Here is a 21,672-nt window from a genome sequence, read left to right on the forward strand (position 1 = left end):
CCGTGCCCCGCGACTACCCCGGAAGACGACCAGCACACCGGCCGACGGATCATCTCCGTTTACGGCCGTGCTGCCGGGTATGGCCACCAACGAGCTGTCCGGCCGTCAGGAACGCGATCGGATCGCCGAGCGGGCGCCGGAGGCGACGGACCCGACCTCGTCGGCGGGTCTCCACCTCCTCGCGGGGACGCCTGCCCGAGAGCGGAAGGAGCTGTGCGATGGGACACGCCGGAGTGATGCTGGAGACCTATCCCGCCGACCTCGGCGGCGTGGACAGGCAGGTGCTCGCCAACTGCATCGAGGCCTGCTTCGACTGCGCGCAGACCTGTACGGCCTGCGCCGACGCCTGCCTGAGCGAGCACGCGGTGGCCGAGCTCGTCCGCTGCATCCGCACCAACCTCGACTGCGCCGACATCTGCGCCACCACGGGCCGTGTGCTGTCGCGGCACACGGGCTACGACGCGAACCTGACGCGCGCCCAGCTTGAGGCATGCGCGCAGGCGTGCCGCAGTTGCGGCGACGAGTGCGGCCTGCACGCCCACATGCACGAGCACTGCCGGGTGTGCGCCGAGGCGTGCCGTCGCTGCGCCCAGGCCTGCAACGAGTTGCTGGCCGCGCTCGGCTGAGCACCCGCTCTCCGCCTTCTCCCCGGGGCCGGCTCGCCAGGATGACTCCCACGGCGCGGCCTCGCCCGCCGTACGTCGCCGGGGCGTTGGCATGGCCGCGGCGGAGACCGTGTAAAAACTGTTCCTATGGCAAAGGAAGCGGACGAGGAGCCGATCGGCGACGACCTGGAGGCCGTCACCGCCGCCGTGCTCACCGCCTCGCGTGTGCTCGTCGGGATATCGGCGCGGTCGCTGGCCGCCGCGGAGGACCGGGTCACCCTGCCGCAGTTCCGCATGTTGATGGTGGTCGGACAGGGCGAGACCAAGCTGGTGACGCTGGCGGACAAGCTGGGCGTCAATCCGTCGACGGCCATGCGTATGGCAGGCCGCCTCGCCGTCGCCGGCCTGCTGAAGCGTGAGGTGAATCCGCAGAACCGCCGGGAGACGCTGCTGCGGCTGACCGACAACGGGCGGCGCATCGTGGAGGAGGTCACCGCCCGGCGCAAGGAGGAGATCGCCGCGATCCTCACGCGGATGACGCCGTCCCGGCGGCAGGCCCTCATCACCGCCATGCGGGAGTTCAACGACGCGGCGGGCGAACCGCCCGCCCGCATCGCCTTCCCGCTCGGCTGGCCCTGCCCGTCCGCCTGACCGTCATCTGCCGCGGTTTCCACGCCGCGGCTCGGACGCGGGATCCGGGGTTCAGCAGCCCGAGGCGGCGCAGGCTCCGGGGATGAGCCCGGGGGTTCCGTCGGCGCCGGACGGCACCTCACCCTGGTCCTGACCGCTGCCGCCCTTCGAGGCGCCGCCCGTCTTGCCCGACGAGCCGGTGCCGGCGTGGCCCGTGCTCTTCCCGCCGGAGGCGGAGCCGCCGCCCGAGGAGGCGGTGTCCGCGCCGCCTCCACCGGACGCCTGCGATCCGCCGGAGCCGTCCCCGCCGGCGCCCTGGTCGGCTGCCCCCTGATCCCCTGAGCCCTGGTCGGCCGCGCCCTCATTCGCCGAACCCTGGTCGGCCGGGCCCTGGTCCGCCGCGCCCTGGTCCACCGGGCCCTCCGCGTCCTGCCCGCCCTCGTCGCCCTGTCCGCCGTCCGCGGCGGAACCGGCGTCCTGCGCGGGGGCCGACTGCCCGGCCCCGGCTCCGGCGGGCGGGTCCGTGGGACCGAACCCGCCGCGCAGCGCGAAGCCCGCTCCCCCGGCCGCCAGCACGGCCACCAGGGCCACGGCGGCGATGACGACGGGCTTCGTGTTCTTGGTCCTGGGGGGCGGCTCCTCCTGGCTGGAGAGGATCTCCTGCCGGAACCGGTCATCGTGGCTCGTCTGTGACGGGACGCGCCCTTGCATGTGAGACAACTCCCAGCGGTCGTGTTCGGGGGAAACCTCCACGGCTTCCGCGGGTGGCTGCCCACCCTAACCCCACCCGTGACCGAATTTCACATAGACGGCTAAACAATCATGAATCTCCCACAAAGCGCCGGACCTGCGATGTCGGTACGAGTCGCCCGATCCTGCTCATGGACCTGAGTGCTCACCCGGCTCCAGGACGCGCCGGCAGTGCTCGACGATCCAGCTCGGCGAAAGCTCGCCGCAAGCCCGGCGAAAGCTCAGCGGCTGCGGGTCGAGGAGCTGTGGTAGTCGGTGTACGTGTAGGGGTTGTCGAGGATCTTCGTCTCGGGGATGTCGGGGTTCATCCCCTTCTGCCATGCCTCCTCGCCCATCGTCGAGCGCAGATACTCGACGGTCCGCTCCACCTCGCGCCGCGCCGCGGCGAGGTCGACGCCGACCAGGCGGTGCTCGTGCTTCACCACGCGGCCGTTCACGAGGACCGTGTGCACGTCGCCGCGCTGCGCCTGGAACGCGACGTGCCCGTACGGGTTCAGCAGCGGGAACGACACGGGCGAGGCGTCGTTCTTGATGAGCACGATGTCCGCCTTCCGGCCTGCCGCGACGCTGCCGAGGTCGTCGCCGCGGCCGATGGCGCGGGCGCCGCCGCGGGTCGCCCAGTCGACCACCTGGTCGGCGCGCAGGCTGCAGTGGGTGACCGTCTCGCCCTTGGTGTGCGCCTCCATGTGCTCGCGCGAGCGGTCGGCGCCGAGCGTGGTGCGCATCGCCGAGAACAGGTCGCCGCTCCACCAGACGCTGGTGTCCATCGAGAGCGAGACCGGGATGTCGTGGGCGCGGATGGCCCAGGTGGGCGGGTAGCCCTGGCCCGCGCTCTGCTCGCTTTCCGTGGAGACCGAGATCGAGCCGCCGGTGGCGGCGATGCGGTGGTAGGAGTCGGCCGCCAGCGAGGCGGCGTGGACGTAGACCGTCTCGGGCGTCATGAAGCCGTTCTCGTACATGAGGCGGATGCCGTCGTCGCTGGTCGCGCCCCACACGCCCGCGTGGGTCGTGACCGGTACGCCGAGGTCGCGGGCCACCTCGAAGGCCGGCTTCTCGGGGAAGGCGGGGTCGCCGGTGACGTCGAAGGCGATCTGGAAGCCCAGCATGTCGTCGCCCGTGATGCGGCGGCTGATGAAGTCGCGGAACTCCGGCGCGCCGGTCCACTCGGCCGGCGGGGCCTGGATGTTGCCGTAGGCGAGCACGAACCGGCCGGGCACCGCCTGCAGCGCGTCGACGGCCGCGTCGGCGTGGTCCACGGTCCGCAGCCCGTGCGACCAGTCCACGACCGTGGTGACGCCGGCGTCGATCGCCTCGATCGCGGCCAGCAGGTTGCCGGCGTGCACGTCCTCGGGCCGCCAGAGCTTGCCGTACTCCAGGTAGTACCAGACGAAATACTGCGTCAGCGTCCAGTCGGCGCCGTAGCCGCGCATGGCCGTCTGCCACATGTGCCGGTGAGTGTCGATCATGCCGGGCATGACGATGCCGCCGGTGGCGTCGACGACCACGGCGCCGTCCGGCGCGGGCAGGCCGGGCCCCACCTCGGCGATCCGGTCGCCGACGACGAGGACGTCGGTGTCGGGCAGCACGCTGTGCGCGTCGTCCATCGGCAGCACCGTGCCGCCGCGCAGCAGCACCGGCCGGCCCGGTCCGAAATCGGTCGGCTCGTTCATCGTCGAACTCCTCACCTTGCACTGGCCCGAGCGCGCTCAACGATGACGAACACTTGTCCGCTCTACGGTCAGCGCTGCTTCCGCTGTTACTTTCGCGAGCACCGTCCCCGCTGTCAACCATCGGTTTCCGCATCGTCACACGACGAAGAACCGGTGGCGCATTTGACGGCCGGACCGCCTGTGCCAGAATCGGCCTCACGGACTGATGTCCGTTGAGCGGACACTGCTGTGACAGCAAGAAGGGGGAGCCGGATGACAGACGACACCGCGCCCGAGCGGGGAGGCGGGCCGCTGTCCGGCGTGCTGGTGGCCGACTTCTCGCGGGTCCTGGCCGGGCCGTACGCCACGATGCTGCTGGCCGACATGGGCGCCGAGGTCGTCAAGGTCGAAGGACCCAAGGGGGACGACACCCGCACCTGGATGCCGCCGGTGCGCGGCGACGTGTCGACGTACTACCTGGGGGTCAACCGGGGCAAGCGGTCGATCGCGCTCGACCTGCGGGACTCCGGCGACGCGAGGGTGGCCCGGGAGCTGGCCCGCCGCGCCGACGTGCTGGTGGAGAACTTCAAGCCGGGCGGGCTCGCCAAGTACGGCCTCGACTACGGCTCGGTCAGCGCGGCCAACCCCGGCGTGGTCTACGCCTCGATCAGCGGGTTCGGCTCCGGCGCCGGCCGTGACGTGCCCGGCTACGACCTCATGGTGCAGGCCATGTCGGGGCTGATGAGCCTCACCGGCGACCCCGGCGGGCCGCCGTACCGCGCGGGGATCTCCGTCTTCGACGTCATGGCGGGCAACCACGCCGCCATCGGCATCCTCGCCGCCCTGCGCCACCGCGACGCGACCGGGCAGGGCCAGCACGTCGAGGTCAACCTGCTGTCCTCGGCGCTGACCGGCCTGGTCAACCACAGCTCCGCGTACGTCGCCGGGGGCGTCGTCCCCTACCGCATGGGCAACGCCCACCCGAGCGTGTTCCCCTACGAGCCGCTGCCCACGGCCGACAACGACCTCATCGTGGCGGCGGGCAACGACGGCCAGTTCCGCAAGCTGTGCGAGGTGCTCGGCATCCCGGAGGTCGCCGGCGACCCGCGCTTCGCGCGCATGGCCGACCGCACCGCGCGCCGCGAGGAGCTGCGGCCCATCCTGGTCGAACGGCTCGCCACGCGCGGCGCCCTGGAGTGGTTCGAGCTGCTGGTGGCGGCCGGGGTGCCGTGCGGGCCGATCAACACCATCGACGGCGGGTTCGCCATGGCCGAGCGCTTCGGGCTCGACCCGATCGTGGAGGTGGGCGAGGGCGACCGTGCGGTCCCGACCACCCGCCACCCGATCCGGTTCTCCGCGACCCCCGCCTCCTATCGGCTGCCGCCTCCGGAGCTGGACGAGCACGGGGACGAGCTGCGTAAATGGCTGACTCAGGAGGAGGACGACGATGTCTGACGGGCCGGAGACGATCGAGCGGCCGTCGTACCCCACGGCGCAGTATCCGACGGCTTTGGGCGCGTCCTCGCTGAGGTCGATCACCCTGCTCGGCTGCGACCTCGCCGAGGACGTCATGGGCAAGGTCGGGTTCGGCGAGCTCGCGTTCTGGCTCGCCGCCCAGCGGCGCCCCACGCCGGGCGAGACCCGCGTGTTCGAGGCCGTGCTCGCCGCGCTGGCCGACCACGGGTTCACCCCGACCGCGATCGTCACCCGGCTGACGTACCTGTCCGCGCCCGACTCGATCCAGGGCGCGCTCGCGGCCGGGCTGCTCGGCGGCGGGTCGCGCTTCCTCGGCGTGACCGAAGACTGCGGCCGGTTCCTGCACGACGTGCTGGAGGCGCACGACGGGCCGCTGCCGTCCGACGACGCCGGCTGGGACGCGCTGGCCCTGGAGACCGTGCGGGCCCAGCGGCAGGCACGGCGGTTCGTCCCCGGCCTCGGCCACCACGTGCACAAGGAGGGCGACCCCCGCACGCCCCGGCTGATGGAGATCGCCGCCGAGGAGAACCTGGTCGGGCCGCATCTGTCGCTGTTCGCCGCGATCGGCCGCGTGCATCCCGAGGTGCTGGGCAAGAAGCTGCCGCTCAACGGCGCGGGCGTGTGCGGCGCGGCGCTCGCCGACCTCGGCCTGCCGCTCGAACTGCTGCGCGGCTTCGCCCTGCTCGCCCGTACGGCGGGCCTGATCGGGCAGCTCGCCGAGGAGCTGCGCCGCCCTGTGGCGAACGAGATCTTCCTGTCGGTGGACCTCAACAACCGGTCCGTCGAGCCCGAGCCCTACACCCCCTGACGCCACTGGAGGTTCGCATGGCCCAACTGGTCGCGGTGATCGCGTCCACCCATCATCCGTTCTACTACCGCGCCAGCACGGCCACCGGCGAGGACCGCCCGCCGTTCGCCGACGAGTGGGTGCGCAAGGTCGAGGCGTTCCGCGAGACGCTGACGAAGGCGCGGCCCGACGTCCTGGTCATGGTCGGCTCCGACCACTTCCACCAGCTCTGGCTCGACAACATGCCGCAGTTCCTCGTCGGCAAGGCGCCCTTCTACGACGCCAACTGGTACAACGAGGAACGCGAGTTCGGCCTGCCCCGGATGTTCTTCACCGGCCAGGAGGACCTGTCGGCGTACATCCTGCGGGAGGGCCTGGACGCGGGCTTCGACCTGGCCTTCTCCAACGAGCTGCGGATCGACCACTCGATCACGTGCCCGATCATCACGCTGCGGCCGCAGAACGACCTGCCGATCGTGCCGATCTACACCAACATCTTCGCCCCGCCGCTGCCGCAGCCGAAGCGGTTCGTGCAGCTCGGCCGTACGATCCGCGAGCTGGTGGAGTCGTGGCCGGCCGACAAGCGGGTCGCGGTGATCGGCACCGGGCACCTGTCGCTGGAGCTCGGCGGGCCGCGCCAGTTCGGGCCGCACGGGCCCGACCCCGAGTTCGACCGCAGGGCGGTCGAGTGGATCTCCTCGGGCGACATCGAGGGCTGCCTGTCGGAGGTCACGCTCGACAGCCTCCACCTGCCCGGCAACGCCACCCACGGCTTCATGGACTTCATGCTGATGATGGGCGTGGCCGGTGAGGGCGCCAAGGCCGACTACGCCGACACCTACGACTTGTTCCACACGATGGAGGCCTACTTCACCTGGTACCCCAACGGAGGCGTGGCGTGAGCAAGTATCTGCTGAACAAGTTCCTGTTCACTGTTGACCGCGATCCGGAACTGGTCGAGCGCTACCGCGAGGACCCCCGGGGCACCGTGGAGTGGTGGGAGGCCGAGCACGCCAACCGGCTGCTGAACTGCCACGGCGGGGAGGCGTCGACCTGGCTGCGCTTCGAGGACGCCGAGCGCGAGGCCCTGGCCGCGCACGACTACCCGAAGCTGTTCGAGCTGGGCGCGCACCCGTTCCTCACGCTCACACTGTTCATCGCGATGTTCGAGCGCGACCACGAGCCGCTGGGCTTCCAGACCGAGTACGCCCGGCGGCTGGCCCACATGACGTTGCCGTACCCCGACATCGCGACCTGATCGGACCTGCCCGCCGCCGAGGCGGGCCGGGCGGCGGGACGCCGGGCACGCCGTGCGGTGCGCGCCCGGCGGCTCTCGCCGATGACCACATGCCGTGTTGTTCGAGGGGATTCGAAGGATTCGAGGGGATTCGAGGGGATCCGAGGGGAGAGGTGGAACATGCGGGCGGCACAGATCGTGGAACCCGGCAGGCCGCCGGTGGTGGCCGACCTGCCCGTGCCCGCCACCGGGCCCGGCGAGACCCTGGTCGAGGTCGGCGCCGCGCCGGTCACGCCCCTCGACCTGCTGTGCGCGAGCGGCACGTCCTACTTCGGCAGGCCGCGCACGCCGTACGTGCCGGGCGTGCAGGGGGCCGGCGTCGCCGGCGGGCGGCCGGTGTGGTTCGCGACCTCGGCAGGCATGGCGCCGGGCGACGGGAGCATGGCGCAGTTCGCGGCGGTGCCGGCGAAAGACCTCGTCGAACTGCCCGCGCAGGCCGATCCGGTCGCGGTGGCCGCGCTCGGGCTCTCGGCCGTCGCCGCGCACATGGCGCTGACGTGGCGGGGCGAGCTCGCCGCCGGCGAGCAGGTGGTGGTGCTCGGCGCGGGCGGCGTCGTCGGGCAGGCCGCCGTACGGATCGCGCGCATCGCCGGGGCCCGCAGGGTGGTCGCCGGGGCCCGCTCCCCCGCCGCTCGCGAACGCGCCCGGCAGGCGGGTGCGGACGCCGTGGTGGCGCTCGACACCGACGACCTCTCCACGCTGGCAGCGCGCTTCGCCGAGGCCTGTGACGGGCCCGCCGACCTGGTGCTCGACCCGCTCTTCGGCCCGGCGGCGGCCGCCGCGGCCCGCACACTGCGTCAGGGCGGCCGGTGGGTCAACCTCGGCTCCTCGGCCGACGAGACCTGCCCGATCGACTCCTCCACGCTGCGCAGCAGGTCGCTGCGGCTGCTGGGATACACCAACAACGAGCTGACCCCCGAGCAGCGGGCCGCCTCGATCGTCTTCGTCGCCGAGCAGGCGGCGCTGGGACGGCTGTCCGTCGCCTACGAGACGATCCCGCTGGACGACGCCGGCGCCGCCTGGGAGCGCCAGGCGAGCGGCACCGCCTCCGGCCGGATCGTCCTGATCCCCGCCCCGGCGTCCTAGAGATGCCTCCGGAGGCCGTACGCGCAGGTGGCACCCGAGCCGGACCCGCCCTGGATAATCAGGAATCCTCGTCTCTTCCAGGATCATCGGGAGATTCCTGTGCCGGAATCGTCAGGAGAAAGGGCCGCGCACGCGGTCGCCCGGGTCGATGCCCTTCACCAGTTGGGGACCGTCGCCCAGTTTCGCCCGTGCTCTCGCCATGTCATGCGCGAGCGAATGCCCCGTGGCTGCGACGCCTGCACGTTCGATGCCGTACAGACGTGTCCCACCTGCCGTACGTGGCCGTGTCCCACGCACCTGGCCTTGTACGACGAGACGGAAGAGAACTGCGGCCATCGGATCCCCACCGCTTCGGCCACGACCGGCCACCACACCGAGGATTCGATGATCGTCGCCGGAGACCCTCGCGCGAGCACGGACGATTACGCGTGGTGGAGCTGGGCACCGGCAGCGTTCTGTTTCACGTTCATCGCCGGACTCACGCCCGAAGAGGTGCTGCGCCGGCTCGGGCTGGCCGAGAACCCCGAACAGGAAGGTTTCGGCACGGTAGAAGTCGGCCGCGCGCCAGGCGGGTCGATCATGGTGGAGTGCGGCCTCGCCGGGATCTTGCGTGACGTGGTGCACGCCCTGTCGCAGGGGACATCGATCGCCAGTGTGGAGCGCAACGTCAACCATCACTCCCACTTCGTCCACGCCATGGACGGTCGCATCGTCGACCGGTTCGACCCGATGTTCGCCCACTGGAGCGACAGCACCGACCCCGAACGACTCAAGCGGGACCTCGAAGAGCTGGGCATGCTCTGGGACTTCGACCCGGACCCGGAAGCCTTCCCGCCATATATCGAGGGCGCTCTGGCGCTCGCCGAACGACGTACCGGCGTCCGGCTGGAACCCCGCCACCTCCAGCCCGGCGGCCTACCTCACCGCGCTTCCATTGCCCGCTACTACGAAAGCCCCGACGGCACCTTTCCGGAGCTGGCCTGACGCGCATTGGGGAAATGCCTCTACGGCCTCGACAGGACGGCCGTAGGCGACGGAAAGGGCCGTGCCCTTCGCCGGGCGGACATGATGGGCTTATGGATCACAGGCGAACGGAGTCGTACTTCGACGGGCGAGCCGCCGGTTACGGGCAGCTGAGCTGGCACGCCGGCTACGCCGAGCGGCTGGTGGAACTCGCGGGCCTCACGCCCGGGATGCGCGTGCTGGACGCCGCCACCGGCACGGGGCTGGCGGCGCTGGCCGCGGCACGGGCGGTCGGTCCCTCCGGTCAGGTGGTCGGCGTGGACATCTCGGCCGGGATGCTGCGGGAGGCCGACCGGTTGCTCACCGCGTCCGGCCTGACCAACGTGAGCTATGTGAAGGCGGACGCCACCGCTCTCGATGGGTTCGACGACGAGGCGTTCGACGTGGTCCTGTGCTGTGCGGGGTTGCTCTATCTGCGGGCCTCGGCGGCGTTCGCCGCCTGGCGTCGGGTGCTGAAGCCGGGCGGGCTGCTCGGCTTCTCCGCGATGCGGGCCGGCTTCCCCCGCGCGGCGCGCGTGTTCCGCGAATGCGCCAGGGACTTCGGCCTCGCCCTCATCGATCCGATGGCCGAGGTGGGCACGGAGGACAGCAGCCGCACGGCGGTGGCCGAGGCCGGCTTGGTCTACGAACGGGCCGTGCCGGATGTGATCGCGCTCCCGCCCAGGAACGCGGCGGACCTGTGGCGGGGCCATGTGGTGAGCCCGAACTACTCGGAAGTCGCGTCGCTCTCCCCGGAGGAAACGGCCGCCTTCGAGGCGCGTTACCATGCTCGGGTCTCCGAGCTGCTGAACGAGCCCGACGCCTTCGATCTGCCGGTCATATACGTCTACGCCCGCAAGCCCGGGCGGGCGGGCCGCCGCGAAGCGGCAGCCATGCCGTGAACTGCGGGTACCTAGGAGGCGGTGACCTGGGGGACGGACTCGTAGAGGGCCCAGTCAGCACTGATCGCGCCCGCGGTCTTCAGCAGCAGCGGCAGGTGCTCCTCGGTCAGCTTCTCCAGCGAGGTCTCGGCGGCGTGGCTGTTCACGTTCACGGCGGCGATGACGTTGCCGGAGCCGTCGCGCAGCGGCGCGGCCACCGAGCGGATCCCGAGCGCGAGCTGCTCGTCGGTCAGCGCCCAGCCCTTCGCCCGCACCTCGCGCAGCAGGGCGTCGCGCTCCTGCGGGCCGGGCCGCCAGCGCGGCTCGATGCCCGACCGGCTCGGCTCCGCCAGCACCCGCTCCAGCTCGTCCGGCGGCAGCGCGGCCAGCAGCACCTTGCCCAGGGACGTCTGCATCGCGGGGAACCGCGTCCCGATCTGCACCGAGAGCGCGACGATCTTCGGCACGGCCACGCGGGCGACGTACACAATGTCGGACCCGTCGAGCTGGGCGATCGACGACGACTCGTTCGTCTGGGCGACGAGCCGTTCCAGGTGTGGCCGGGCCACCTCCCACAGGCCCATGGAGCGGACGTAGGAGACGCCGAGTTCGAGCACCCGCGGGGTCAGCGCGAAGCCGCCCTGCGCCGAGCGGGCGTACCCCAGCTCCTGCAGCGTGAGCAGGATGCGTCGCGCGGTGGGGCGGGCCAGGCCGGTCGCCGCCGCCACCTCGGTCAGGGACATCACCGGACGCCCCGGCTGGAACGCCCTGATGACATCGAGGCCGCGCGCGAGCGCCTCGATGAAGTCAGGTCCGGTGTCGCCTCGTGCCATGAACGCCTCTTCCGCTCGAACTCGCCGAGTCAACCTTAGACCCTGCCCGCGGCTGGCTGTCCGCCTGTCGGCGCTCTGCGTGGCCTGAGATGAGCAGCGTCACATCGCCGTGACAGGCCGGTCGGCGGACGACATGCCCTGGCATGACCGCCACGCGGACCTGTGTCCGCTCGGTCGGAGTGCTAACAACGCCATGACAGGACCGTGAGAAGTGTGTCCGGCCGCCATGTCGGGAGGACGACCGCCGACCTACCGTGCGCGGAAAGGATCGGTGCGCCAGGTCATCCGAGGAGCCCCCATGGTCACGTCCTTCCCCGTACGGCCGCCGCGCGCGGCCCTCGCCCTCACGACCCTCCTGCTCGTCCTCGCCGGCCTGCTCGGCACGGCCCTGATCACCCCGCCCGCGCGGGCCGCCTCGCTGACGCAGGTCGGCTCCTTCGGATCCAACCCCGGCAACCTGGCGATGTACGCCTACCGCCCCGACAACCTGCCCGCGGGCCGGCCGCTCGTGGTGCTGCTGCACGGCTGCACGCAGAACGCGAGCGGCTACTTCGCCAATTCCGGGTGGCGCAAGTACGCCGACCAGTGGGGCTTCGCCCTGGTGCTGCCGCAGACCTCAAGCGCCAACAACTCGTCGAGCTGCTTCAACTGGTTCCAGACCGGTGACACCACGAGGGGGCAGGGCGAGGCCGCGTCCATCCGCGCCATGGTGGCGTACGCGGTCGCGACCTACGGGACCGACCCCGCGCGGGTCTACGTGTCCGGGCTGTCCGCCGGCGGGGCGATGTCCGCCGTCATGCTGGCGACGTACCCGGACGTCTTCGCCGCCGGATCGGTCGGGGCCGGCCTGGCCTACCGCTGCGCGAGCAGCCTGACCGAGGCGTCCGGCTGCCAGTACGGCCCGACGAACAGGACTCCGCAGCAGTGGGGCGACCTGGTGCGGAACGCCTACTCCGGCTACTCCGGGCCCTACCCGCGGGTGGCCGTCTGGCAGGGCCAGTCCGACTACACGGTCGTCCCCGCCAACGGCGCCCAGTTGCGCGACCAGTGGACGAACGTGCGGGGCGTCTCCCAGACTCCCACCGCCACCCGGTCGCTCACCGGCGGCACGACCCTCAAGGTGTACGGCGACGACGACGTGCGCCTCTACGAGATCAGCGGCATGGGCCACGGCCTGCCGGTCGACCCGGGCGGCGCCGCCGACCAGTGCGGGGCCACCGCGGCGTACTTTCCCGACACGATCTGCTCGGCCTACCACGACGCCCGTTTCTTCGGCCTCGACGGCGGCGCGCAGCCCAGCCCCTCACCGAGCGCCTCGCCCAGCCCGTCCCCCAGCGTCACGCCCAGTCCTTCGCCGAGCCCTTCGCCGAGCCCTTCGCCGAGCAGCTCGTCGAGTGCCACGCCGCCGGGCGCGTGCGTGCGGGCCGGCAACTACGCCCACACCACCGCCGGGCGGGCGTACCAGTCCGGCGGCTACACCTATGCCAAGGGGTCGAACGACCCGATGGGCCTGTGGAACACCTTCATCACGCACGCGCTGCGCCAGACCGGCCCGGACTACTGGGTTCTCGCCGACGGCCAGTGCTGAACCTGCCGCGCCCCGGGCCCCGCTCCCCGATAGGCCGGGGCCCGGGGCGCGGCCCACGCGTCACGCGCTCACGGCCGGGAGGGGCTCGCCCGTCTCCAGCAGGGTCTTGAGGGCCGACAGCACCTGGGGCCAGCCCCCGGCGACCATCTCCCGCAGGGCGCTGCCGGGGTCGAAGCCGTCGTGGACGACCGTCAGCTTGACCGTCTCCCCCATCTGCTCGATCTCGAACGTCACCCGTGACCTGCGCTCCGTCTTCAGCTTGGCGAGCACGTCCTCTCCCAGGCCGACCGCCTCGGCCCACTCGGGCGTGAGGGAGTGCCAGGTGTAGGAGAGACGGCGGCCCGGGTCCGACTCGACGACCACCTGCTCGGGATCGGCGATCGCCACACCGCCCTGGTGCCAGGTCATCGGGGCCCCGGCTCGCCAGTCCGTGTCGAAGGACAGGCCCCAGTAGCGCCGGGTGAAGCCGGGGTCGGTGAGGGCCTGCCACAACCGCTCGGGCGTGGTCTTGATGTAGGTGGTGTAGACGAACTCGGGGTCGCTCATCGGCTCCTGCTCCAATGCGTACTTGAGATCGGTAAGAGCACGGGCCCGCTCGCGGTCGAACCTGCTCATCCAGCGGTCCGCGATGGCGTTGATGGGCACGGCGTTGAGGTAGTGCAGCTTCTCCCGGCCACGCCACACCGTGGTCACGAGGTTCGCCGCCTCCAGCACCGCCAGGTGCTTGCTGACCGACTGCCGCGCCATGTCCAGCCCCGCGCACAGTTCGCGCAGCGTCTGGCCGTTGCGGGCGTTCAGGCTGTCCAGCAACCTGCGGCGGCTGACGTCGGCCAGCGCCTTGAACACTTCGTCCATCTTCCCCATCCCGGACATGCAGCCCTTTGGCTGCATGAACCATAGGCAGCCGTGCGGCTGCATGTCAACCTCGCTCACCCCCACCGGATGATCAGGCGACGGGGAACGCGATGCACCACAAAAGGCGTGAATACGGCATCAGGCGAGTGGCCTATATGTAAGTCGCGTATTGGAATTAGTCGGTCATTACTCTCCTCTGCCATTAATGTCGCCACCGCCTCTGAATCGACACAGGGCGTGACCAACCGTGTATGCACACGTCATTGGTGAGACCACGGTGGCCTTTTACGGTGAGGTTCCCACCGTCCCTGTGGAGGAGTTCCGTGGAAGTCGTCGGAGCATGGTCCCGGCGCCTCGCCGAGCGTCTGACACCTCATGAAATAGATTTCGCCGCGGAGGTCGGCTCCGCGTATGCCGAAGGAGGGGAACGCCGCCGTCGTTTGTTCGATCCCGGAGACGGCGGGGAAACCGGGGGATTCGCGGCCGGCGCGGGAATCGGCGAGCTTCCGGTCATTCTCGACGCACTGCGTGCCGTCGCCGATCACCTGCACACGTTTCTCGCGGACGGGATGATCGGGAACACGCTCGCCGTGTATGCCCTCGTCCAGGCGAGGCGCGGCGGCGAAACCGCCTCGCCTGCGCGAACCATCGCCACCGGCGGCCCCGCGTCGCCCGGCCCCACGTCGTCCGGCCCCTCGTCGCCCGGCCGGGCGAACCCCGACCAGGCGCGCCTGCTGGACCAGGCGATCGCCACCCTTACGGAGCGCCTGATCGCGTACGGCCTCAGCGGCGAGAGAGCCCGGCAACAGACCTTCCGGCTCCTGGAGACGGTCTTCGAACCGGGCAACACCCCGGAGGAGATCCAGGCGCTGCTCTCCGCTCTCCTGGCCACGCCACCCGCGCTGCCTCTGCCGGAACGCCCCGCCGGCGGGCGATCGCGCTCCTGGATGCTGCCGCCGTGGCTTTGGTTCTACCTGACCGCCTGCCTTCTGGCCGGAGCACCCGGGCTGCTCAGCGACTGGATCCGGCAGGCCGGCGAGTATTGGTCCCTGATGACGCACAGCCCCCTGGGGGCCGCCCGCACGGCGGGCATCGTGCTCGCTGTCGCGAGCATCGCCCACCTGTTTCCCGTACTGATCCTGCTCGGGGGAACGGCGAGCCTGCTCGTGCCAGGCCTTCGCGCACGACACGTGGAGCGGCGGCACGACCTGAGAGTCAGCGACAACCCGGTCATCGAGGAGATCGCCGCGTTCGTCCGGCGGCACGACCCTTCCATCGAGATCAGGTTCAGCGAGAGCACCCGCATGCTGGCGCGCGTCTATCCCGCGGGCTGGACGAAGGCGCGGATCGCCGTGTTCCTCCCGCTGACAGTCCTGTGGCGGGCCGACCCCGAGGCGGCCGAGGCCGTGCTGCTGCACGAGATCGCCCACCGCCGTCAACGCGATCACCACGTCGTCGGCCTGGCGAGCCCCTTCGCCTGGCTGGTGCGCGTCTGGGGCCCGATCTTCGTGCTGGTCGGGCTGCTGCCGATCGCCCTGTACGCCGCGCTCGGGGGCCCGGCCGCGTCCCTGCTGACCGGGCAGCTTCTCGTCCACGCCACCGTCGTGCCGAGGATGCTGCTCCTGCCGGTCATGGCGCTGTGGCTGGCCGAGCTCAGCGCGGACCGGCTGGCGGTCCGGCAGCGTGGCGCCGACGCGCTCATCCGGGCGCTGGGCCGCGAACGGGCCCTGCCCCACGACCGGATGAGGCGTGTCAGCGGCTTGCTCACCCACCCGCCGATCGGGCTGCGCCGGAAGGCCGCCGAAGGACGCTTCCACGGCCTCACCGGGCTGGCCGTGGCGTGGCCCGCGACCCTCGTCGTCCGGCTCGCGCTGGTGTCGGCCGTCGCCCTCCCAGCGTTCATGCTCACCGGTGAGGACGCCGGCACCGCGATCGCCCATGTGTTCCGGAGCATCGTCGAGGCGCTCGCCTTCGACCGGCTCATCCTCTCCGGGAGCGCGGTGCTGCTGGTCGTCTGGCCGTGGATTGTCCGGACGCGCCACACCGATCAGGGCAATGTCCCGTTCATCCCTTATGTATTGGCCACCGCACTTCCGCTGGCGCTCTATCTGACGAGTTTCCTGGGCGGCGCGCCGACCGGCTGATTCCGGACATCGGGAAACGCACACCGGACCTGAAACGCGACCGTCGTCCGACGGTGCGACAAGGAGGGGATTTCTCATGAAGACACGGAAATTCGGATTAGCGGCGGCGGTCTCGGTGACCGCGGCCCTCGGGACGGTGGTCCCGTCCGGCCCGGCGGCCGGCGCGCAGTCCGCCCTGCGGATCTATCGTGGCACCGCCACCGTGGTGGTCGACGTCTACGACTACTGCGGAGGCCCCCTCTGGGGCGAGCACCGGTTCGTCGGAACCAGCCGATACAAGGCGGCCGCGAAATTCGTCACCGGTCCACGCAAGTCCGCCGCGGGCAGGGTCGAGCGCAACCCCTTCTACTGGGAGTTCTACGTGGGCGACATCGGAGCCCTCGGGTCCTTCCAGTTCGGCTCCGCCCACGTCGTCACCGCGTCGGCCCGCGATCTCGGCGGTAACGTACGCGACCCGAAACTCCTGCTGGGCTACTGGGTGACCAGCCGATCGGGCACCTCCTGGTCCGGCAAGCTGGTCGACAGCCACCGCGCCGAGGGGGCCACGTTCAACCACTTCTACGGCGAGAAGACCATCGTCCCCTGCCGTGATCTCGGCACGTCTCGTTTCCTCTACGCCGTCAACGCCGGGGCCACGGTCTCGGGCCGGGTGAGCTCGGGGAGCGCGGCGTTCACCATCCGCGGCTCGACCTACGGCGACAACTACCGGTTCCGGATCACGTTCAACGGCTGACGGGAACGTTCCACGGGTACGACAGGAGGACCTGGTTCACCTTCACACACGGTTCCGGGCGGCGACGGCCACCGGGGTGGTGGCGGCGCCGCCGGAACCGCAGGCGGGGCGGCTGTGACGGTCCTTGACCAGCCGCCAGGACGTACGGAGGTGTTGGCCGATGAACGGACGTGTCCTGCCGGTCGCCCTGCTGACGGCCGATCTGCTGGTCGGCGCGGTCGGCGCGTACGGCTCCGCCGCCTCGGCCGCGACGACTTCTTCACCCGGCGTGCTCACCGCGCCCGGCGACCCCACGCCGACGCCCACACCGACACCGACGCCCACGCCGACGCCGACGGCCGACCACAACGACCAGGACGTCATGTTCGCCCGGATGATGATCCCGCACCATCGGCAGGCGGTGGAGATGGGGAGGCTGGCCGAGGACCGCGCGGCGGACGCGCGGGTCGCGCGGCTCGCCCGGCGGATCGAGGCCGCACAGGCACCCGAGATCCGGACGATGAGCGGCTGGCTCACGGCCTGGGGCGAACAGGTGCCCGGTGAGAGCCCGGCGCCGGCGCATCACGCCATGCCCGGGATGATGTCCCCCGAGGACATGCGTCGTCTCGAAGGGCTGTCCGGACGGGAGTTCGACCGGGCCTTCCTCACGATGATGATCCGGCACCACGAGGGCGCCGTCACCATGGCGCGTGACGAGCTGCGCGGCGGAACCTACGAGCCGGCCCGGCGGTTGGCGGAGTCGATCATCTCGAGCCAGTCGGCCGAGATCAAGGAGATGAAGAGCATGCTGAGCAGCCTGCCTGGTTGACCTGCCGGATCGGCGTTTCGGACCGGCCGGACGTCCCCAGGACCGGCCGGACGTCCGGAAGGGGAGGTCACCCGCGCTTGCGGTGCCGTCCGCCGGACGTCGCCGCCGCGGCCTTGACCCGCATCCCGGTCACGGCGGTGGAGACCACCGCGAACAGCAGACCGGCCGGCAGGACGGCGTCGCCCGGCGACCAGACGACGTCGAGCGGCGTCCCCTGCGTGGCCGCCATGTTGCTGGTGGCGGGCGCCGCGGCGCTCTGGACGCTCGCGCTCACGGCCGCCACGGGCTGGATCGTCACCGGCGTCTTCGGCGCGACCTTGACCTTGCGCGGCAGGCCGTACCCGACGATCGTGCTCGTGTCGCGGACCTTGCGCTTCAGCCACACACCGTCGACGTTGCCCTCGATCGTGTGGACCTTCCGGCCGACGACCTTCTCGACGATGCCGACGTGGTCGATGTCGCGGATCTTCTTGGATCCCGACCAGGCGAAGAAGACCACGGCGCCCGGCTCGGGCTCGTCGCTCCAGGCGTCGTGCTTCTCGAACCACTTGGCGTGCCGCGTCGTCAGGGCGAACTCGCCGACATGGTCCTGCACCCCGGCCCGGTCCGCCGCCCAGGAGACGAACATGTCGCACCACGGGGCGGCCTTGAAGTCGGGGTCCTTGGCGACGTTGTCGGCGTACCACTCGCCGAACTTGGTGTGTTTCCCGGCTCGTTCGCGGTAGCCCAGTTCGGGACGTACGGCGTCGAGCAGCTGTCGAGCTATCGGATCGGTGGAAATGGGAGGCTCCTCATGGCGCACTTCGAGACGTGACGAACCGGCCCGTGGGCGTGACGGCATGACGGCATGACGGCATGACGGCATGACGGCGTGACGGCATGACGGCATGACCGTCCGGGGACACGCCACGGCGGGCGGAATCAGAAACGGGAGATGTGGCAGCCCGTCACGGGCGCGCCATCACCCCGGAAGCCTGGAGACGTTCCAGGGCGGGCATGTGGTCCGGCGACGCGACGCGGACCGGGTGGGCAGGTGGAGCCGGCACTCCACGCTCTCCTCTCCTTGGCCGCCTACCGGGTTAGCTGACGGGTTCGGGCCAGGAGTAGCCCTACCGGATGGTCCGGATTCACCCCAAGAGACGTGGGTCCCCGGTTCCCGGGATCGATGACTTCCGGGATTCGGCGGTCGCCGGTCGTCCTCGGGTTGAGGACCGCTCACCGGCGAGACACACGGGAAGCTTAGTAGATAACAAGTAAGACACGACCAAAAGCCCGGCAAACGCGATCATTCCGGCTGTCGTCGTTCGCTGCTTCCGCAGGTCCTCCCGGTCGCGGGCCGCCGGCGGTGAGATGCGCCACACGGCGCCGTACGGCGCGGGTTTGCCGACGCGGGCCTGCACCGCGCGGCTCTGCTGGCGCGGGTCTGCTGGCGCAGCTTGGCGCTCCCCTCACTCGCGTAGTCGCCGGGCCTGTCCGCGCGTCCACTCGCGTAGTCGCCGGGCCTGTCCGCGCGTCGCCCACTGCGCCTCCCGCCTCACTCGCGCGGCCGCCTGCTCCCTATCCGGTGATAGGTGAAGGCCCAGCGGTCGGTGCCGACTTGGCGGCGGGTGTAGCGGTCGGGGTGGTGGTAGCGGTCGCGGTTGTGGAACTGGCAGGCCGGACCCAGTAGCTTCAGGTCGGTGAGGCCGCCGGTGCTCCAGTTGTCGGCGTGGTCGATCTGGCACATGGTCGCCGGAAGCGGGCAGCCGTCGATCCAGCAGGTGGCATACCGCGCGAACACCGCCCTGCGCTGGGCGGGGGTGGCCAAGCGGACCTTGCGGCCCATGTCCAGCACCTGCCCCTCGGCGTTCATGACGATCCGGACCAGGGTTGAGGTGCGGGCGAGGCGGTGCACGCTGGAGACGGGCAGCACCTGCCCGGTCGCCAGCAGCAACCCCGGCACCATCCCCAACGACGCCCCAAGCAGCGCGCCAGACAGCGTGCCCGCCGACGCACCCAGCGCTCCCGGTATGCCCTGGCCATGCCGGCAGTCCCCCGCAGGCCGAGGCCCGGCGTGGGTGTGATGCGCGGAGCCGTCCTCGGGAGGAGGATCCGGCCACGCCGCCCCCGGCGGCTCGCACTCGCCGGGCCGCCGCTCACCGGTCCCGGGCTCACCGGCTCCACAGCCGCGAGACTCCCCGTCACGAAGTCCGCTCGTGGCATAGGGGGAGCCGGTGGCGGGGTCGGCGCTTTCGGCGTCGCCGTCGCAGTCGCCGGTGGCAACGGCCTCGTTCGGGGCCTCGGGGTTTCCGGTCGCGTCGGGAGCGTAGCCGCTGGGGGCGCTGTCGCTGAGGTCCGCAAAGTGGTCGCTGATGTCGTCGGCCTCGGCGGGTGCAGGGGCGTCGGTGTCGTCGGCGCTCCCCGCACCGGCATCCGCCTCGGCCTCGGCAGCGTCGAACTCCTCCGGGATGTCGAGGTCGTCGGCCTCGGCGAGCGCAGGGTCGCCCGTGCGGTCCCGGCCTTCCTCGAAGCCCTCGGCATCCCGCGCGTCTTCGACGTGGTCGGCGGTGTCGTCGGCCTGGCTCGGCTCGTCGGTGCTTCCGGCGGCGTCGGGGGCGTAGTCGGCGGGGTCGTCGGTGGCCGGGTCGCTGACGTCGTCGATGCTGTCGTCGGCCTCGGCAGCGTCGAAGCCGTCGGCGGGGTCGTCAGTGGCCGGGTCGGTGTTTTCGGGGTCGGTGGGGAGGGATTCGGCGCTGACCACGACGAGGAGCTCGGTGACGATCTGCTGCTCCAGCGCGGCGATCAGGGCGTCCGCCTGGCGCTCCGTCAGCGTGCGGTCATCACCGTCGGCCTTCTTCTTGGCGTACTCCTGCAACAGGGTCATCAGGCGGGCGCCGGGTTCACGGGGAATGTAGAACTCCCCTTCCACGCCGCCGCCCTTGCCGGGCCGGACCCGCAGGAAGCGCCGCCCGTAATCGGCCCGCTCATCGCGTTCTTCGCCGTCGGGGTCGAGCACCGCCCGCAAATGGCGGCCGGCTTTGGCCACCTCCGCCGCCCCCGCCTTACCGGCCAGCTCCACCAGGATCGGCTCCGCCAGCGCCGCCTGCTCATCGGTCAGCCCGGCGACAGCGGCGCAGATGGCCTCCACCACCCCCGCCGCCAACTCACCCACGGCGAACTTCTCCCGCACCACCGGCAGGCGCGGCAGCTCAGCCCCCAACATCAGCAGGCGGCCCGCACCCCCCACCGTCATCCCGGCGGCGGTACGCAGCCAACAGCGGGTGGAGGCATGCCCATGCTGCTTGGCCTGCCCTGCACGATGGACCCGGCCTACCCGGTCGGCCAGCGCACACGTGATCCGATCCCGCGCGAACAGCAACTCCTCCGCCTCAGCCAGACACATATCCACATCGTCGGGAAGCGGCGCCAGCGCCAGCTCCTGCGCCACCTCACGAACACACCCCACCACCACCCACGACGACCGCACACGGCCGCGACCACGGCCACCCACATCGGAAGCACCAGCGCCAGAGCCACCCGCACCCGGGCCGTCCGCGCCATCAGCATCCCCACGGGCGGCATCCGCGCCAGCGCCAGCAGCGTCCGCACCATCAGCGGCCTCACGGGCGACATCTGCGCCAGCGGCAGCCCCACGCGCGGCATCTGCGTCGTCGATATGCATGCCCGGGCTGGCTGTGCTTGCGGCACCGGGCGCGTCGGTGCGCTGGAGGGGCCCGAAGCCGATGATCGGGAAGGGCTCGCGGGCGGACGAGCCGTCGGACGACCACAGCGGCGAATTGGCGATCAGACGGTCCCACCACTCACCGTCGGCATCGCTCGAACGACGAAGGCGCTCAGGATCGATGTCGAACAGATCCATCACGCCCTCCTCGCTTGATTCGAAATCCTGTTTGAATTATCTCCTGCGAACATCACTCTTAGCAACCGGATGACGCGGTTCAGTTGGGGCTACAGGCTTGTGGCACAGTGGGCATGGGAGAGCCCGGACGCGATGAGGACGGACCACCAGCCACGGACCATCAGCCGAGGCAGAGAACGGGCACATGTCCCGCCTGGCGCAGAGGCGGTCGAACCGGGACGGTGGGACGGCGCAGGGCTACTGGCGCGACCGAGCAGGGCGGTCAGACCCGGACGATCGGACGGCACAGGACTACTGGCGCGACTGAGCAGGACGGTCGGAGCGGGAGGGTCCGGCGACCTTATGGGTGTCCACGGATCTTGGGCAAGTCGGTCACTGCGCCGCAAGGAAACTCCGGTCCTCGCGAAGCCCGCTCCGCTGGGCCTTCGCTGCGGTCCTCGTTCCCTTCCGCTCCGCTCCGCTCCACCCCGGAAACATCGATAGACGAAGCACCGGCCGGTCAAACGACACGGCGCGATGAGCCGGCTATTCGCCGTCGCCCGCTGGTTGCAGGAGCGCAGCCGCGACCTGCTGCTGCAGTCCGATGGAGCTGCCGGCGTGCGGGGTCGATCAGCAGAGTCGATCAGCAGAGTGGATCAGCAGGGTCGATCACAGGGTCAGTCCGCGGAGCCCCTCCTGCCACGCGGCGA

20 protein-coding genes and 1 riboswitch are annotated in these 21,672 nt (G+C 71.0%); of the genes, 14 read left to right on the plus strand and 6 right to left on the minus strand.

What is annotated here, in order from left to right; genetic code table 11:
- Positions 1 to 218: 218 nt before the first annotated feature.
- Both FLX08_RS21475 and FLX08_RS21480 read left to right on the plus strand, forming a co-directional pair.
- Positions 219 to 626, plus strand: coding sequence for a four-helix bundle copper-binding protein (locus FLX08_RS21475; protein ID WP_142620665.1), 408 nt, complete (start codon positions 219 to 221; stop codon positions 624 to 626).
- A 126-nt stretch (positions 627 to 752) separates the two neighbouring features.
- Positions 753 to 1,256, plus strand: coding sequence for a MarR family winged helix-turn-helix transcriptional regulator (locus tag FLX08_RS21480; protein WP_142620666.1), 504 nt, complete (start codon positions 753 to 755; stop codon positions 1,254 to 1,256).
- A 51-nt stretch (positions 1,257 to 1,307) separates the two neighbouring features.
- On the opposite strand, the gene FLX08_RS21485 is transcribed toward FLX08_RS21480, so the two are convergent.
- Both FLX08_RS21485 and FLX08_RS21490 read right to left on the minus strand, forming a co-directional pair.
- A complete protein-coding gene (locus tag FLX08_RS21485) occupies positions 1,308 to 1,946 on the minus strand; it encodes a hypothetical protein (RefSeq protein WP_142620667.1) in 639 nt (212 codons plus the stop codon).
- A gap of 260 nt (positions 1,947 to 2,206) precedes the next feature.
- Entirely contained in the window at positions 2,207 to 3,655 is a 1,449-nt protein-coding gene (locus FLX08_RS21490) for an amidohydrolase family protein (RefSeq protein ID WP_142620668.1), read from the minus strand.
- A gap of 252 nt (positions 3,656 to 3,907) precedes the next feature.
- On the opposite strand from FLX08_RS21490, the gene FLX08_RS21495 reads away from it, so the two are divergent.
- The 7 genes from FLX08_RS21495 to FLX08_RS21525 all read left to right on the plus strand — a co-directional run bounded on the left by FLX08_RS21495 (position 3,908) and on the right by FLX08_RS21525 (position 10,184).
- The gene (locus FLX08_RS21495) at positions 3,908 to 5,089 is read left to right on the plus strand and encodes a CaiB/BaiF CoA transferase family protein (protein ID WP_142620669.1); all 1,182 of its coding nucleotides are present in this window, start codon (positions 3,908 to 3,910) and stop codon (positions 5,087 to 5,089) included.
- Positions 5,082 to 5,918 (plus strand): citryl-CoA lyase, encoded by an 837-nt coding sequence (locus FLX08_RS21500; protein ID WP_142620670.1) that lies wholly within the window; start codon positions 5,082 to 5,084, stop codon positions 5,916 to 5,918. The genes FLX08_RS21495 and FLX08_RS21500 overlap by 8 nt, the downstream gene beginning before the upstream one ends.
- A gap of 17 nt (positions 5,919 to 5,935) precedes the next feature.
- A complete protein-coding gene (locus FLX08_RS21505; RefSeq protein WP_142620671.1) occupies positions 5,936 to 6,799 on the plus strand; it encodes a DODA-type extradiol aromatic ring-opening family dioxygenase in 864 nt (287 codons plus the stop codon).
- Positions 6,796 to 7,155 carry a hypothetical protein gene (locus FLX08_RS21510; protein ID WP_142620672.1) on the plus strand — a complete coding sequence of 120 codons (360 nt, stop codon included), beginning with the start codon at positions 6,796 to 6,798 and terminating at the stop codon, positions 7,153 to 7,155. The genes FLX08_RS21505 and FLX08_RS21510 overlap by 4 nt, the downstream gene beginning before the upstream one ends.
- A 159-nt stretch (positions 7,156 to 7,314) precedes the next feature.
- Positions 7,315 to 8,280: a quinone oxidoreductase family protein gene (locus FLX08_RS21515; RefSeq protein WP_142620673.1), complete on the plus strand. Its 966-nt coding sequence runs from the start codon at positions 7,315 to 7,317 to the stop codon at positions 8,278 to 8,280.
- A gap of 303 nt (positions 8,281 to 8,583) precedes the next feature.
- Positions 8,584 to 9,264, plus strand: a complete 681-nt coding sequence (locus FLX08_RS21520) for a DUF6461 domain-containing protein (protein WP_142620674.1) — start codon at positions 8,584 to 8,586, stop codon at positions 9,262 to 9,264.
- Positions 9,265 to 9,356: 92 nt separating this feature from the next.
- On the plus strand, positions 9,357 to 10,184 hold the full coding sequence (locus FLX08_RS21525) for a class I SAM-dependent methyltransferase (protein WP_167530511.1): 828 nt from the start codon (positions 9,357 to 9,359) through the stop codon (positions 10,182 to 10,184).
- Positions 10,185 to 10,195: 11 nt separating this feature from the next.
- On the opposite strand, the gene FLX08_RS21530 is transcribed toward FLX08_RS21525, so the two are convergent.
- Positions 10,196 to 10,996 carry an IclR family transcriptional regulator domain-containing protein gene (locus tag FLX08_RS21530; RefSeq protein ID WP_142620676.1) on the minus strand — a complete coding sequence of 267 codons (801 nt, stop codon included), beginning with the start codon at positions 10,994 to 10,996 and terminating at the stop codon, positions 10,196 to 10,198.
- Positions 10,997 to 11,294: 298 nt separating this feature from the next.
- On the opposite strand from FLX08_RS21530, the gene FLX08_RS21535 reads away from it, so the two are divergent.
- The gene (locus FLX08_RS21535) at positions 11,295 to 12,584 is read left to right on the plus strand and encodes an extracellular catalytic domain type 1 short-chain-length polyhydroxyalkanoate depolymerase (protein WP_142620677.1); all 1,290 of its coding nucleotides are present in this window, start codon (positions 11,295 to 11,297) and stop codon (positions 12,582 to 12,584) included.
- Between the two features lie 60 nt (positions 12,585 to 12,644).
- Here FLX08_RS21535 and FLX08_RS21540 read toward each other — a convergent pair whose 3' ends face one another.
- A complete protein-coding gene (locus tag FLX08_RS21540) occupies positions 12,645 to 13,439 on the minus strand; it encodes an ArsR/SmtB family transcription factor (protein WP_142620678.1) in 795 nt (264 codons plus the stop codon).
- Positions 13,440 to 13,879: 440 nt separating this feature from the next.
- Here FLX08_RS21540 and FLX08_RS21545 point away from each other — a divergent pair, with 440 nt between their 5' ends.
- The 3 genes from FLX08_RS21545 (at position 13,880) to FLX08_RS21555 (ending at position 17,124) form a co-directional block, all read left to right on the plus strand.
- The gene (locus tag FLX08_RS21545; RefSeq protein ID WP_142620679.1) at positions 13,880 to 15,583 is read left to right on the plus strand and encodes a M48 family metalloprotease; all 1,704 of its coding nucleotides are present in this window, start codon (positions 13,880 to 13,882) and stop codon (positions 15,581 to 15,583) included.
- A gap of 76 nt (positions 15,584 to 15,659) precedes the next feature.
- Entirely contained in the window at positions 15,660 to 16,316 is a 657-nt protein-coding gene (locus tag FLX08_RS21550) for a hypothetical protein (protein ID WP_142620680.1), read from the plus strand.
- Between the two features lie 160 nt (positions 16,317 to 16,476).
- The gene (locus FLX08_RS21555) at positions 16,477 to 17,124 is read left to right on the plus strand and encodes a DUF305 domain-containing protein (RefSeq protein WP_142620681.1); all 648 of its coding nucleotides are present in this window, start codon (positions 16,477 to 16,479) and stop codon (positions 17,122 to 17,124) included.
- Between the two features lie 67 nt (positions 17,125 to 17,191).
- On the opposite strand, the gene FLX08_RS21560 is transcribed toward FLX08_RS21555, so the two are convergent.
- Together FLX08_RS21560 and FLX08_RS21565 are read right to left on the minus strand one after the other, a co-directional pair.
- Positions 17,192 to 17,926: a CHAP domain-containing protein gene (locus tag FLX08_RS21560; RefSeq protein WP_244312794.1), complete on the minus strand. Its 735-nt coding sequence runs from the start codon at positions 17,924 to 17,926 to the stop codon at positions 17,192 to 17,194.
- A 250-nt stretch (positions 17,927 to 18,176) separates the two neighbouring features.
- Positions 18,177 to 18,319: riboswitch (cyclic di-AMP (ydaO/yuaA leader) on the minus strand.
- Between the two features lie 339 nt (positions 18,320 to 18,658).
- The gene (locus tag FLX08_RS21565; RefSeq protein ID WP_244312797.1) at positions 18,659 to 20,506 is read right to left on the minus strand and encodes an HNH endonuclease signature motif containing protein; all 1,848 of its coding nucleotides are present in this window, start codon (positions 20,504 to 20,506) and stop codon (positions 18,659 to 18,661) included.
- Between FLX08_RS21565 and FLX08_RS42195 the strand changes: the two genes are divergently transcribed.
- Positions 20,399 to 21,001 carry a hypothetical protein gene (locus FLX08_RS42195; RefSeq protein WP_244312798.1) on the plus strand — a complete coding sequence of 201 codons (603 nt, stop codon included), beginning with the start codon at positions 20,399 to 20,401 and terminating at the stop codon, positions 20,999 to 21,001. The genes FLX08_RS21565 and FLX08_RS42195 overlap by 108 nt on opposite strands.
- Positions 21,002 to 21,672: the final 671 nt, after the last annotated feature.

The sequence above is a fragment of the Microbispora hainanensis genome (genome assembly GCF_006874475.1).
Taxonomy (GTDB): domain Bacteria; phylum Actinomycetota; class Actinomycetes; order Streptosporangiales; family Streptosporangiaceae; genus Microbispora; species Microbispora hainanensis.

What these genes read in the sequence shown, in the direction of transcription:
- FLX08_RS21480 (WP_142620666.1), top strand. Translation starts at nt 753, where the DNA reads ATGGCAAAGGAAGCGGACGAGGAGCCGATCGGCGACGACCTGGAGGCC.
- FLX08_RS21515 (WP_142620673.1), top strand. Translation starts at nt 7,315, where the DNA reads ATGCGGGCGGCACAGATCGTGGAACCCGGCAGGCCGCCGGTGGTGGCC.
- FLX08_RS21565 (WP_244312797.1), bottom strand. Translation starts at nt 20,506, where the DNA reads ATGTGTCTGGCTGAGGCGGAGGAGTTGCTGTTCGCGCGGGATCGGATC.
- FLX08_RS21495 (WP_142620669.1), top strand. Translation starts at nt 3,908, where the DNA reads ATGACAGACGACACCGCGCCCGAGCGGGGAGGCGGGCCGCTGTCCGGC.
- FLX08_RS21485 (WP_142620667.1), bottom strand. Translation starts at nt 1,946, where the DNA reads ATGCAAGGGCGCGTCCCGTCACAGACGAGCCACGATGACCGGTTCCGG.
- FLX08_RS21540 (WP_142620678.1), bottom strand. Translation starts at nt 13,439, where the DNA reads ATGGACGAAGTGTTCAAGGCGCTGGCCGACGTCAGCCGCCGCAGGTTG.
- FLX08_RS21555 (WP_142620681.1), top strand. Translation starts at nt 16,477, where the DNA reads ATGAACGGACGTGTCCTGCCGGTCGCCCTGCTGACGGCCGATCTGCTG.
- FLX08_RS21530 (WP_142620676.1), bottom strand. Translation starts at nt 10,996, where the DNA reads ATGGCACGAGGCGACACCGGACCTGACTTCATCGAGGCGCTCGCGCGC.
- FLX08_RS21475 (WP_142620665.1), top strand. Translation starts at nt 219, where the DNA reads ATGGGACACGCCGGAGTGATGCTGGAGACCTATCCCGCCGACCTCGGC.
- FLX08_RS42195 (WP_244312798.1), top strand. Translation starts at nt 20,399, where the DNA reads ATGCTGCTTGGCCTGCCCTGCACGATGGACCCGGCCTACCCGGTCGGC.
- FLX08_RS21505 (WP_142620671.1), top strand. Translation starts at nt 5,936, where the DNA reads ATGGCCCAACTGGTCGCGGTGATCGCGTCCACCCATCATCCGTTCTAC.
- FLX08_RS21500 (WP_142620670.1), top strand. Translation starts at nt 5,082, where the DNA reads ATGTCTGACGGGCCGGAGACGATCGAGCGGCCGTCGTACCCCACGGCG.
- FLX08_RS21535 (WP_142620677.1), top strand. Translation starts at nt 11,295, where the DNA reads ATGGTCACGTCCTTCCCCGTACGGCCGCCGCGCGCGGCCCTCGCCCTC.
- FLX08_RS21525 (WP_167530511.1), top strand. Translation starts at nt 9,357, where the DNA reads ATGGATCACAGGCGAACGGAGTCGTACTTCGACGGGCGAGCCGCCGGT.
- FLX08_RS21490 (WP_142620668.1), bottom strand. Translation starts at nt 3,655, where the DNA reads ATGAACGAGCCGACCGATTTCGGACCGGGCCGGCCGGTGCTGCTGCGC.
- FLX08_RS21550 (WP_142620680.1), top strand. Translation starts at nt 15,660, where the DNA reads ATGAAGACACGGAAATTCGGATTAGCGGCGGCGGTCTCGGTGACCGCG.